Source organism: Acidobacteriota bacterium, from assembly GCA_020349885.1.
GTDB lineage: Bacteria > Acidobacteriota.
Genome location: CP070701.1, coordinates 751,009 through 764,719, shown reverse-complemented (window position 1 = coordinate 764,719; position 13,711 = coordinate 751,009). Strand labels below are relative to the sequence as shown.

Genomic DNA, 13,711 nt, shown 5'->3' with positions numbered 1-13,711 from the left:
TGGTCTGATGGCCGAAGCGGCGTGGGCTATGACATCTACGGGGCGCGCGTCACGTCGGCGGGCACGGTGCTCGACCTTGCGGGTAACGCCGTCTCAAAGGCGTCGGACAAGCCGTGGTGGTCCTCGGCAGCCTCGAACGGGACGGACTATTTCGTCGCGTGGGAAGACGGGCGGAACGGCTTCGGCAACGCAGACATTTACGGAACGCGCGTCACCTCGGCGGGGACGGTGCTCGACCCCACGCCCACGGACATCGCTGTCTCCACGGCGGCGGACAACCAGTGGTCTCCCTCGATAGCTTCGAACGAAACGGACTATTTCGTCGTGTGGTATGACCAGCGGAGCGGCGAGGACTACGACATCTACGGGGCGCGCGTGGCCTCCTCGGATGGAACGGTGCTCGATGCAGCGGGCATCCTCATTCAGCAGAGTTCCTATGACGATTTTAGTCCCGCCGTCGCCTATTCGTCCTGCGGAAAATATCTCGTGGCCTACATACGCTTCCACGACGACCCGAGCTTTCAATCCCATCGCGTCTTTGCACGCACGATCAATGTGCCCAACGTAGCCCAAGACGCGGGTTTTGATCCGCTTCCTACCTTGACGGAACTGTGCGGCGACGGCGACCTCATAGTTGAGCCGGGCGAGAGGTGGCAGATCACAGTACAACTTTATAATCAATGCTTTACGGCCAACAATGTCAAGGCCGATCTTGCGGTAAACCCGGGCTCGGCCGTGGCCGCTGGCGTTTGCAACAATCCGGGCGTTTATGGAAATATCCCCGCGGGCGGCACGGCGCAATTCACCTATTCCTTTGTCGTGGACGCGGGAGCCGTCTGCATCAACGACATCACGTTCGACGTGACGAACATCGTCTCAGATGAAGGGGCGTATCCGGACGAGATTGCGGTGTTTGGCGTCACCGTGGGCCAGGTGATTGAGACCGCGGTGCAAGCGACGGACCCGCTGATGATGAAGAACGGAACGGCAAGCTCGCTCCTTGCGCCCGCGTTCATCCTCGGGAGCCCCGCGACCTCTGCCGAGCTTTCCTACACGCTGACCCATGAGGGCGGGGCCGCGGACTTGCTGGACTGCACGAAGGTGGAGCTTCTCGACCCGCTCGCGGGCCCGACCTTGATAAAAGACTTCGGGATTGCGGACCCGCTCAAGCCCGTTGACGTAACCGCCGCCTATATCGGTAAAGGCACCTATCAGCTTCAACTGACGGAAGCGGGCAAAGGTTGCGGGAAGGGTAATGCAACCATCTCGTCCGGGACGCTGAGCGTAAGCGACACAGGATGCGACGTGAGCACAGGCTGCGGCCCCTCGGCCATGATTACCGAATCGGTCTGCGATTGCTTCGGCATTGCAGTGCTCGACGCCAATCCGTCGGGCGGGATGCCGCCCTATAGCTATCTGTGGAGCACGGGGGCGACGATGCAGACGATCACGGCATTGGCCGATTGCGGGGCGTCGATGTATAGCGTGACGGTGACGGATGCGAACGGGTGCCAGGGTACGGACAGCCACGTGATGAGTTGCTGCGATCCGTGGCCGATCGAGCCTTCGGCCGTAGACTTGTTCGGCGTGCCGCCCCTTACCGTCGCGGCTCCCGCAGCGGCACAGATTACGCTGGAAAAAGCGAACTGTGGTGTCTACAACCTCCATGTCGGTCAATTGAGCGATCTCGCTTCCGGTCTTTACGACACGACCGTTGTAGGCACGGTGTGCGGGATCACTGTGTGGACGGATAACGGGGACGGAACCGCCACGCTGGATGTCACCATTCCGGACGACTCGTGGTTCGTGCTCAGCGAGTCCACTATCATGGGACAATCGAGCGTGGGCCGCGACAGCGACGGAACCGAGCGGACGTCGATGGGCTCTTGGGCGCTCTGCGGCCCGGTGTTTTAGGTTCGTGCCCATAAATCAGTAGCCAGTTTCCAGCAGCCAGTTGGCGGACCCCGCTCCGCCGGAGCCAGGGCCGGAGCGCCCGTCTTCCCGCCCCAGATTGACGCCGCGGGGGCTTTCGCGCATGATACGCACTATGGACGGCGCTTTAATCACGGCCAACTGGAAGATGCACAAGACGCCGCGGGAGGCCGCGGCGTTCGTGTGGGAGCTGGCCCGCCATGTTCGCAGGAAGCCCCTTCGCTGCCGCGTCGTCCTGGCGCCAGCCTTCCCGCTTCTTCCGGCCGTGGCCGAGGCGTTGCGCAAGGAGCGCCTTCCCGCCGCGCTCGCCGCGCAGGACGTCTCCCCCCATAATGAGGGAGCCTTTACGGGCGAAGTCTCGCTCGGGATGCTCCGGGCGGTCGGCGTCTCTTACGTGATAGTGGGGCACTCGGAGCGGCGCCGCCTTTTCGGGGAAACGGACGCCGACGTCGCGCGAAAGATGCACGCCGTGCTCGAGGCTCCCCGGATGACGCCCATCGTGTGCATCGGGGAGCCGCTCGGCCCGCGCCGCGGCGGGCGGGTCAAGGATTATTTGAGAAAACAGCTCGGCGGCCTTTTCGGAAAGAATTTCCAGCGGCGCCTGCTGTCCCGCGTCGTGCTCGCCTACGAGCCCGTGTGGGCCATCGGCACCGGCCGGAGCGCCACGCCCGGCGACGCCTCCGAGGCGCACCTCTTCATCGAGCGATGGTGCGAGCGGCGGCTTGCCGCTAGGCCCAGGAAGATTCTCTACGGCGGAAGCGTCTCTCCCGGAAACGCGAAGAATCTCCTTTCCGCCCCCGGCGTGGACGGCTTTCTCGTGGGCGGCGCTAGCCTTCGCGCAAAACCGTTCGCCCGCATCCTGGCGGCGGCGTCTTCAGTATAGAAGCTCCGAAAAAAACCTTTCGACGGAGCCGGCGTCTTTTGCGGTTTTCCCGATAATTTCCGTGAAAACCATGGAACGTGCTCCAGCCCCGGCAACCTTGTCGGGGGTGCAAGCGAGACTGTGAAAATCGCAACCCCCCATCCTCGATTTTCACAACCCCGATTGTGACGTTCTCGGAGTTAAAAAGAAACCCCACTGCCATGGATTATTCACGGCAGTGGGGGTGCCCTTAAAGGGAGTGTTAAGGGCGGGGGCAATTCGCTATTGGCGAATAGAAGAAGGCAACGCCCTTATTCTCCCTAGGATTTTTAATCACTCTCCACACTAAACTTCATTTTCAACATCAACGTTATCACATAAATCCCTAAAAGTAAAGAGGGAAAATTCCGAAAATTTTATTAAAGTATCACTTTAAGCTGCTTGTGCTAACTATGTTACAAAGCTAAGCGAATCCGAATAATTTTAACTTGACAAGCCCGAAAAGCCATGGTAATGTGGCTCATGGTCTATTGGGGCAATTTGTCAACAAATGGGAGATTCCATATGAAGCATTGGATACTTGTGTGCGTTTTGGCGGGTGTGGTGCCTTTTAGCCCTGGTCTAGCGCAGGAAAGCGCGGAAGAGGGGGAACCGGCAGCCGCAACGATGATCGAGGAGCAACAAGCAGCCGCGGCGGAAGAAGCGCCCCCGGCGGAGGAAACGCCGGAACCTCAGGCCGACGCCGCAGCGCAAGAAGAATATCTTTCAAAAAGGGTGGCGGAAACCGTCCAGGCGCCCATGGAGGAAACCTCGCCCGCCGCTGCCATCAGCCCGAATTACTGGTCGGACACGCCGCCCCAGCCCGTGCTCGAGGTGGACGACCATTGGTCGCCCTACCAGGTGCCGGAAGTGCCCAAAGGCGCGGAAGTGTACATCATTCGACCCAACGACACGCTCTGGGATATTGCGGAGACCCACGCGGGCGATCCCTACCTCTGGCCCCACTTGTGGGACAACAACCTCTACATCACCGACCCCCACTGGATCTACCCGGGCGACCCGCTTTTCCTGAAGCCCGTGATTATCCTCACGCCCGATGCCATGGCCAAGGCCATTGAGGAGGCTGTGCGCGTTGAGGACATGGCGGAAGTAGAACCAAAAGCCGTGGAGGAGGAAGAAGTTGAGGTGGCGCTGGTGGAAGCCGAAAAGCTGAGAACCTTCATCGAAGTGGAGCGCAGGGGCCCGCAGCCCGCCGCGAGCTACGACGAAGTCTACTGTTCCTACTTTATCCGGCCAAAGGCCGCGAAGGACTATGACATCCGGGTAGCCGCACTCGAAGAGGAAGCGGCATCGATTACGTCGGCATTCAAAATCGTTTACCTCGACAAAGGCTACGAGGACGGCGTCGAGCCCGGCCAGGAATACGCCGCTTTCCACGTGGACGAAGAGGTGAGTCATCCGGTGAAAAAAAGGAATTTAGGAAACGCCGTCTACCGCGCGGGGCGCGTACGGGTGCTCGCGGTGCAGCGGCGCACGGCGACCGCCAAGGTCGTGTATTCATGCCGGGAGCTTGTCGTGGGAGACATGCTTGCGCCCTGGGAGGAAATTCCCATCCCCCTACACATCGAGCGCGTGTTCGAGCCCACGGCCTACCTGCCGAGCGGCAAGAGCCTGGGCTACATCGTCTACGCCAAGGACGACATAAGGTCCGCCGCCACCCGCAGCATCGTAAGCGTGGACTTGGGCGAAGCCGCGGGCTTGGCGCCGGGTGACTACCTCACGGTCTATTACGAAAACCCGGCGGGCCCCGCGTTCCAGCGCCAGGCTGTGGCCGAGTTGATCGTCCTTTCCACGCAGGATCGGACGGCCACCTGCAAGGTGATGCGCGCGTACCGCGAGGCCGATATCGGCGCGCGGGTGGAAGTGCAATAGCGACGGCGCATCGAGCGCCGTTTCCCCGCCCCGTTCGGGGGGCGAAAATTTTCCCTTCCTATGCTGTGTTGAGGCTCATGGCTTCGTCGGACGCCGCAGCGGCGCCCGCGCGAGCGCCGATTCAGCATCAAATTTAAGAAATATTTTTATGCCGCACGCCCCTAATTTTCCTTGATTTTCGGGGGTGCTTCGCCTATGCTAACCCCTGTGAATTGCAGCCGTCATGAAGCACGCATGAAGCACACACGCGGGGGCAGAATCACCACCCTTAGTTTCTAGGGCGCACCTCTATGGAAAACCTCATCGAGCAGACCGTCTCGCGCAACGTTGAAGACGAGATGCGGCAGTCGTATCTCGACTACGCGATGAGCGTCATCATCGGGCGCGCGCTTCCCGACGTGCGCGACGGCCTCAAGCCCGTGCATCGCCGCGTCCTCTACACGATGCACGAGCTCGCAAACCGCCACAACAAGCCCTACAAGAAATCGGCGCGCGTCGTGGGCGACGTCCTCGGAAAATACCATCCCCACGGCGACGCCGCCGTCTACGACACCCTCGTGCGGATGGCGCAGGACTTTTCCATGCGCTATCCCCTCGTGGACGGCCAGGGCAACTTCGGCTCGCTCGACGGCGACCCGCCTGCCGCCATGCGCTACACGGAGGTGCGCATGGCGCGAATCGCCGAGGAGACGCTCCAGGACATCGACAAGGAAACGGTCGACTTCCAGCCCAACTACGATGACACGACGCGGGAGCCCAGCGTGCTCCCGACGCGCATTCCCAACCTTCTCGTGAACGGCTCCTCGGGCATCGCCGTCGGCATGGCCACGAACATCCCGCCGCACAATTTAGCCGAGGTCATCGACGGCCTCACGGCGCTCATCGACGACCCCGGCGTCAAGCCCAGGGAGTTGTTCGCGAAAATCCCGGGGCCGGACTTCCCGACCGCGGGCCTCATCTACGGGGCGCAGGGCATCCGCGAGGCCTACGAGACGGGGCGCGGCGTCATCCGCATGCGCGCGCGCGCCATGATCGAGACGAAGAAGCGCACCGAGGAGCAGGCCATCGTCATCACCGAGATTCCCTACATGGTGAACAAGGCGGACCTGGTGACGCAGATCGCGGGCCTCATCCGCGACAAGAAGCTCGAGGGGGCGTCCGACGTGCGCGACGAGTCGAGCCGCGAGGGGCTTCGCGTCGTCGTAAGCCTCAAGCGCGGCGCCGTGGGCGAAATTCTCCTGAACCAGCTCTACGCCTCGACGCGCATGGAAGCGTCGTTCGGCATCCAGCTCCTCGCCATAGACGAGGGGCAGCCGCGCCTCATGCCGCTCAGGGACCTGCTGCAGCGCTTTCTCGATTTCCGCCGCGAGGTCGTGACGCGCCGCACGCGCTTCGAGCTGCGCAAGGCCGAGGAGCGGCTGCACATCCTCGAAGGACTCGTGAAGGCGCTCGACAACCTGGACGCGGTGATCGAGCTAATCCGCAAGGCAAAAACGCCCGACGAGGCGCGCGCGGCTCTTTCCAAGCGCTTCAAGTTCACCACCCCACAGGCGCAGGCCATCCTCGACATGCGCCTCCAGCGCCTGACGGGCCTCGAGCGGCAAAAGATCGTCGACGAGCACAAGGAGACGCGGAAGGAGATCGCGCGCCTCAAGGAAATCCTCGACAGCACCAAGGTGCTCATGAAGGTCATCCGCGACGAGCTTCAGGAAATCCGAAAGACGTACGCCAACGAGCGCCGCACGGAGATCGTCGCGGAGCGCGTGGAGCTTTCCATCGAGGACCTCATCGTCGAGGAGGACGTGGTCATCACCTGCTCCCACGCGGGCTACATCAAGCGCACGCCACTTACGACCTACCGCCGCCAGCACCGCGGCGGCAAGGGGCGCATCGGCATGACGACGCGCGAGGAGGATTTCGTCGAGCACCTATTCGTCTGCTCCACGCACGACTACCTACTCGTGTTCACCGAGAAGGGCCGCGTCTACTGGCTCAAGGGCTACGAGATACCGCAGGTGTCGCCCGCGGCTCGCGGCAAGCCCATCGTGCAGCTTCTCAAGATGAGCAAGGAGGACAAGTTGGCCGCGCTCCTCAAGGTGAGCGAGTTCGAGGAAGGCAAATTCATCATCTCGTGCACCGAGTCGGGCGTCATCAAGAAGACGGCGCTCAAGCGCTACTCCAACCCCCGCTCGGGCGGCATCATCGCCCAGAAGCTCCGCCCCGGCGACCGCATCATCGGCGTCGAGCTGACGGACGGCGCGCGCGACATCTTCATCGCGACGGCGCAGGGCAAGGCCATCCGATTCCCCGAGAAGGACGCGCGCGACATGGGGCGCGTCGCCACCGGCGTGCGGGGCGTCCGGCTCCGCAAGAACGACAAGGTCGTCGACATGGCGACCATCTCGCGCGGGCGCGGCACCGTGCTCACGGTCTGCGAGCGCGGCTACGGAAAGCGCACCGAGGTGGACGAGTACCGCCTCCAGGGCCGCGGCGGCCAGGGCGTCATCAACATCCGCACCTCGGAGCGCAACGGCGAGGTCGTCGGCTCCAAGTACGTGGGCGACGAGGACGAGCTAATGATTATCACGGAGCGCGGAAAGATTATCCGCACGCGCATCAAACCCATCCGCACCCTGGGCCGCTCGACCCAGGGCATGCGCCTCATCGAACTCGGCGAGGACGACGGCGTGGTGGCCGTCGCCCATGTGGCCGAGCACGTGGAGGAGGAGGGCGGCGGCGAGCCCCCCGCCGAGCCGACCGACGGCAAAGGCCCGGCGCTCATCGAGCCGGAGAAGGAGGGAGAGACGCCGCAGGGGTGAGTGCGCGATCGTCGGTAAAACTAGTCCGGTAATAAAACAGGAAAGGGAAACGGCGCTATGAAATTCTTTCTCGACACCGCGAACGTTAAGGAAATCCGCGAGGCGCACGACCTCGGCGTCCTCGACGGCGTGACGACGAATCCCTCGCTCATCGCCAAGGAGGGCAGGGACTACCACGAGGTCATCGCGGAGATTTGCAAAATCGTGAAGGGCCCCATAAGCGCCGAGGTCGTGGCGACCGACCGCGACGGAATGGTCAAGGAGGGGCGGGTGTTCGCCAAGATCGCGGAGAACGTGGTGGTGAAGTGCCCCATCATCCCGGAGGGCATCAAGGCGACGAAGATCCTTTCGGGTGAGGGCGTCAAGGTGAACGCGACGCTGTGTTTTTCGGCGACGCAGGCGCTCATCGCCGCCAAGGCGGGCGCCTCGTTCGTCAGCCCCTTCCTCGGCCGCGTGGACGACGTATCCTCGCACGGCATGCAGATAATCCACGACATCCGCGCCATCTACGACAACTACGATTTCAAGACGGAGATTCTGGCCGCGAGCCTGCGCCACCCCATGCACGTGCTCGAATCGGCGCTCGCGGGCGCCGACGCCGCCACGATGCCCCACAAGGTTCTCCTGCAGTGCTTCAAGCACCCTCTCACCGACGTGGGCCTCAAGAAATTCCTCGAGGACTGGGAGAAGGCGAGGAAGAAGTAACTCAAGCCCTCCCGGATAGCGGCAAAATCATTTTGCTCTGAAAATTCATGGGCTCCATGCGCTACGACCTCATCGTCATCGGCGGCGGGCACGCCGGATGCGAGGCGGCGTGGGCGGCCGCGCGGATGGGCTGCCGCACGGCACTCGTCACGCTCAGCCGCGACACCATCGCCGCGATGTCCTGCAACCCGGCCATCGGCGGACTCGCCAAGGGACACGTCGTCAAGGAGATCGACGCCCTGGGCGGCCTGATGGGATTCGCGGCGGACCGGGCGGGCATCCAGTTCCGCGTCCTGAACCGCAGCCGCGGCCCCGCCGTGCAGGCCCCGCGCGCCCAGTGCGACAAGGCGCTCTACTCCCGCGGGGTGCGGGAGATTCTGGAGAATCTCGACGGCCTCGACGTCCTCGAAGGCGAGGCGGCCGACATCCGCGTCCACGAGGGGCGCGTCGAGGGTGTGCTCCTCGGTGACGGGCGTTTTCTCAACGCGCGCGCGGTCGTTCTCACCACGGGCACCTTCCTCGAAGGGCTCATCCACCGCGGCGAGGAGAAGGAGCGCGCGGGAAGGGACGGGGAACCCGCCTCGGTGCCGCTCGCGCGCGCGCTGCGCCGCATCGGGTTCGAGACGCTGCGGCTCAAGACGGGAACGCCGCCGCGCTTTCTGAAAGATTCCATCCGCTGGGAGTGCTTTCGAGAGCAACCGCCCGACGCGGAGCCCGAGCCCTTCTCCTCCCGCACGGAGAAAATCGAGAACCCGCAGGTGCCCTGCCACCTGTGCTACACGAACGAGGAGGCGCACCGCGTCCTGCGCGAGAACCTGCACCGCTCGCCGCTCTTCAGCGGCGCCATCGTGGGCATCGGCCCGCGCTACTGCCCCTCCATCGAGGACAAGGTGAAAAAATTCCCCGAAAGGGACCGCCACCAGATGTTCCTCGAGCCCGAGGGCCTCGACACGGACTGGATCTATCCGAACGGCATCGCGACGAGCATGCCGCGCGACGTGCAGGAGGCGTTCGTGCGGAAAATACCCGGCCTCGAGGACGTCGCCTTCGCCCGCTACGGCTACGCCGTCGAGTACTGGGCCGTGCAGCCGACCGAGCTCTGGCCCACGCTCGAGGCCAAGAAGGTGCGGAAATTGTTCTGCGCGGGGCAGATCTGCGGCACCTCGGGCTACGAGGAGGCGGCCGGGCAGGGCCTCGTGGCGGGCGTCAACGCCGCGCTGCTGGTGCAAGGCTCGAAAGAATCGTTCGTCCTGGGGCGCGACGAGGCCTACATCGGCGTGATGGTGGACGACCTCGTGACGCGCGGCGTGACGGAGCCCTACCGCCTGCTCACCTCGCGCGCCGAGTACCGCCTCCTTCTCGGCGCAGACACCGCGGACGAGCGCCTCTCGCGCCACGGGCGCCGCCTCGGGCTAGTCGATAAGGAACGCCACGACGCCGTGCTCGCGCAGTGCGGGCGAATCGACTCTTCCCTCCGGCGCCTCGAAGAGGCCCGGCTGACCCCGAGCGGGGAAAACCGCCGCGCCGTGCGCGAGCACCTGGGATTCGATTATTCCACGGTGCTCTCCTTGAATGAGATACTGCGCCGCCCCGAGATGACGCTCGAGCGCATGCGGCCGCTCCTGCCCGCAGGACTCTGGGAGAATCTCGCGCCGAAGGAGCGGCGGATCGTCGAGGGCAGGGTGAAGTACGAGGGCTACGTCGCCCGGGAGCGGGAGGAGGTCGAGAGAATGCGCCGCCGCGCCGCGTTGCGCATCCCGAAAAAATTCTCCTTCGAAAATATTTCCGGGCTCTCGCGCGAGGCGCGGGAGCGGCTCGCCCGCGTCCGCCCGGCCGACCTCGCCCAGGCGGGGCGCATGCCGGGCCTCACGCCCGCCGCCCTGTCCTTGCTCGCGATTCATTTAAAGAAGCGCAGCGCTTGAGGGCGGTCTCTCCCCTACCCTACCCTACAAGCTCATCTCAAGGCGGAGCGGGAATCCGCTTGCAACGCCCCTGCGCTCCACCTTAGAATCCCCCCATGGCCTTCAACATCACCGAGGTTTTTTCTGAGGCCCGTTCTATAGGAAGGAACGACTTCCGCGGCGGCCTGTCCCCTCCTTTGCAAACCCTCGCTTTCCTGCTCTTGCTCCCCTTGCTTTTCGCGCAGGCGGCTTTCGGAGATATTAATTCTGACCTACTCGAAGCAGTAAAGGTTGGTGATACCGCCGAAGTGGAAAAATTGCTTGAACAAGGCGCGGACATAAACACGAGGGACGATTACGGCGAAACCGCCCTGATGCTTGCGGCAGCAAGAGGCCATATCGAGGCAGCAGGAGGCCATATCGAGACGGTGAAAGCCCTGATTGAAGCGGGCGCAGACGTAAATGCGAAAGACAAATCTGGTGGGAGTGCCCTGATGTGGGCAGCAAGATTGGGTTACGACGGGATTGTGAAGACCCTGATTGATGCGGGCGCGGACGTGAACGCGGAGGACATTGTCGGCTCGACTGCCCTGATGGAGGCGGCATCTTGGGGATGCTCCAATCCAGTGAAAGCCTTGCTTGACGCGGGCGCGGACGTGAACGCGAGGGGCATAACCGGCACGACCGCCCTTATGTCTGCAGCAGGGAATGGCTGCACCGAGATGGCGAAGACCCTGATAGACGCAGGCGCAGACGTAAATGCGAAAGACAAATCTGGAGGGAGTGCCCTGAAGTATGCGGCAATGATGGGCCGCACCGAGACGGTGAAAGCCCTGATTCTGGCAGGCGCGGACGTGAGCGCGAAGACCAAAGACGGCGCAACCGCCCTGATGACTGCGGCGTGGGATGGCCACACCGAGACGGTAAAGGCTCTTATTGACGCGGGCGCGGATGTGAACGCGAAGAACATAGAGGATTGGACCGCCCTGATGTATGCGGCAGGTGTCGGCCACACCGAGACAGTGAGAGCCCTGATTGCTTCGGGTGCGGACGTAAACGCCGTAACGGAAACTGACGGAGGAGGATGTCGTTCTTTGGAAGACGGTTTTACCGCCTTGATGATGGCGGCAAATGTCGGCCGCACCGAGACAGTGAAAGCCCTGATTGGCGCGGGCGCGAACGTGAACGCGAAGGACGCAGTAGGTTGGACCGCCCTGATGAGCGCAGCAAAGAAGGGCCACACCGAGACGGTAAATGCCCTGATTGATGCGAGTGCGGATGTGAACGCGGAGGACAAAGACGGCTGGACCGCCCTGATGTGGGCGGCATCTTGGGGCCACACCCACTCTGTGAGGATTGGCAAGGGCGGCGTCAGGGAGGTGGTGAAAGTAGGAGATGACCAAATCGTCGTGATGAAAGCGGCAGCTATTGACCCCACCGAGACGGTGAGGGCTTTGATTGAAGCGGGTGCGGATGTGAACGCTGAGGACAAAAACGGTGAGACCGCCTTGATGATGGCGGCAGCGAATGATTACACCGAGACGGCAAAGATCCTGATTGACGCGGGAGCTGACGTGAACGTGAAGGACAAATTCGGCAGCGGCACCGGCAAAACCGCCCTGATGTATGCGGCAGAAGGGGGCCACACCGAGATAGTGGAAATTCTCAAACAGGCCGGAGCGAAGGAGTGACGAAAATGAGACCTTACTTTAAGACAATCCTGCTCCTGTTCCCGCTGCTTTTCGCGCAGGCGGCTTTCGGGGATATCAATTTAAAACTGTTCGAAGCGGCAAAGGCCGGAGACGCAGCCGAAGTGAAAAAATTGCTTGAACAGGGCGCGGACGTGAATGCGGAGAACGAAGGCGGTTGGACCGCCTTGATGCGGGTGGCACTTGAAGGCCACGCCGAGGCGGTGAAGGCCCTGCTTGACGCGGGTGCGGACGTGGATGCGAAAAACGAGTGGGGCAAAACCGCCCTGATGTTGGCGGCTGAGCGGGACTACACGGGAATTGTTACGGTCCTGATTGAGGCGGGCGCGGACGTGAACGCAAAGGACACAGACGGCATTACCGCTCTGATGTGGGAGGCACAGCTGTGGCCGCGGAAAGCCCACACCAACATGGTGAAGACACTGATTGATGGGGGCGCCGACGTAAAAGTGAAGGACGAAGACGGCCGGACCGCCTTGATGATGGCGGCACATAGGGGCCGCACCGAGACGGTGAAGATTTTGATTGACGCGGGCGCGGACGTGAACGCGAAGGACAAAGAAGGCATGACCGTCCTGATGACGGCGGCACAGGAAGGCCGCACCGAGATTGTGGAGATTCTCAAGCAAGCTGGCGCAACAGCCTACGGGCTTATGGGTCTCGACCTGCTCAAAGCGGCGAAGGCTGGCGATACCGCCGATGTGAAGCGATTGCTTGAAAAAGGTGCGGACGTGAGCGCTAAAAACAAGTTGGGCAAAACCGCCTTGATGTTGGCAGCTCAGCAGGGGTACACGGGGATTGTTATGGCCCTGATTGATGCTGGCGCGGACGTGAACGCCGTAACGGAACCTAAGGAAGGAGGAGGAGGGGCATGCCATTATTTGGAAGACGGCTGGACCGCCCTGATGTTTGCGGTACGGCATGACCACACCGAAACGGCGAAGGCCTTGATTGATGCGGGCGCGGACGTGAACGTGAAAGACAAAGGCGGTTGGAGCGTCCTGATGGAGGCGGCATTGAATGGCCCCACCGAAGCGGTGAAGGTCTTGATTGACGCGGGCGCGGACGTGAACGCGAAGGACAAAGATGGCTGGACCGCCCTGATGTGGGCGGTGTTCAAGGACCACACCGAGGTTGAGGAGCTCCTCGAACGGGCCGGAGCAGTAAACTCCGTGGGCATCGATTTGAGACTGTTCTGTGCGGCAAGGGACGGTGACGCCGCCAAAGTGGAAAAATTGCTTGAACAAGGCGCGTATGTGAACACACAGCACAAATGGGGCTGGACCGCCCTGATGGTTGCGGCAAAGAATGGCCACACCGAGATGGTGAAGGCCCTGGTTGACGCGGGCGCGGACGTGAACGCATATGACATGGAAGGCACGACCGCCTTGAAGATGGCAACTTGGAAAGGCCACGTCGAGATCATGAAAATTCTCAAACAGGCCGGGGCGAAGGAGTGACGAAAATGCGGCCTCCCTTTAAGACAATCCTGCTCCTGCTCCCGCTGATTTTCGCGCAGGCGGCTTTCGGGGATATCAATTCAGACCTGATCGAAGCGGCGGAGGCTGGCGACACTGCAAAAGTGGAACAATTAATCGAGCAAGGCGCGGACGTGAATGCGGAGGATAAATACGGCATAACCGCCCTGATGTTTGCGGCAAAGAATGGCCAAACCGAGATTGTAAAGGCCCTGGTTGACGCGGGCGCGGACGTGGAGGCGAAGGACAAATACGGCGTGACCGCCCTGATGGCCGCGGCATCTGGGAGCCACACCGAGACGGTAAAGGTCCTGATTGACGCGGGCGCCGACGCGAACATTAAGTCCCCAGCGCTCTACGGCATAACCGCTCT

General features: G+C 62.3%; 9 protein-coding genes. All 9 read left to right on the top strand.

Annotated features, from left to right (window positions below; translation table 11 throughout):
* The coding region (locus JSV08_03295) for a hypothetical protein (GenBank protein UCF81447.1) at window positions 1-1,914 on the top strand (1,914 nt) is incomplete at its 5' end.
* Between the two features lie 133 nt (window positions 1,915-2,047).
* A complete protein-coding gene (locus tag JSV08_03290) occupies window positions 2,048-2,815 on the top strand; it encodes a triose-phosphate isomerase (protein ID UCF81446.1) in 768 nt (255 codons plus the stop codon).
* 645 nt (window positions 2,816-3,460) lie between these two features.
* On the top strand, window positions 3,461-4,726 hold the full coding sequence (locus tag JSV08_03285) for a LysM peptidoglycan-binding domain-containing protein (protein UCF81445.1): 1,266 nt from the start codon (window positions 3,461-3,463) through the stop codon (window positions 4,724-4,726).
* A 290-nt stretch (window positions 4,727-5,016) separates the two neighbouring features.
* Window positions 5,017-7,545 carry a DNA gyrase subunit A gene (gene gyrA / locus JSV08_03280; protein UCF81444.1) on the top strand — a complete coding sequence of 843 codons (2,529 nt, stop codon included), beginning with the start codon at window positions 5,017-5,019 and terminating at the stop codon, window positions 7,543-7,545.
* A gap of 57 nt (window positions 7,546-7,602) precedes the next feature.
* Window positions 7,603-8,250, top strand: a complete 648-nt coding sequence (gene fsa, locus JSV08_03275) for a fructose-6-phosphate aldolase (protein ID UCF81443.1) — start codon at window positions 7,603-7,605, stop codon at window positions 8,248-8,250.
* 47 nt (window positions 8,251-8,297) lie between these two features.
* Window positions 8,298-10,172 (top strand): tRNA uridine-5-carboxymethylaminomethyl(34) synthesis enzyme MnmG, encoded by a 1,875-nt coding sequence (gene mnmG / locus JSV08_03270; GenBank protein UCF81442.1) that lies wholly within the window; start codon window positions 8,298-8,300, stop codon window positions 10,170-10,172.
* 95 nt (window positions 10,173-10,267) lie between these two features.
* On the top strand, window positions 10,268-11,842 hold the full coding sequence (locus JSV08_03265; GenBank protein ID UCF81441.1) for an ankyrin repeat domain-containing protein: 1,575 nt from the start codon (window positions 10,268-10,270) through the stop codon (window positions 11,840-11,842).
* Window positions 11,843-11,847: 5 nt separating this feature from the next.
* The gene (locus tag JSV08_03260) at window positions 11,848-13,320 is read left to right on the top strand and encodes an ankyrin repeat domain-containing protein (protein UCF81440.1); all 1,473 of its coding nucleotides are present in this window, start codon (window positions 11,848-11,850) and stop codon (window positions 13,318-13,320) included.
* Between the two features lie 5 nt (window positions 13,321-13,325).
* Window positions 13,326-13,711 (top strand): ankyrin repeat domain-containing protein (locus JSV08_03255; protein ID UCF81439.1); only part of this gene is annotated, 386 nt, incomplete at its 3' end.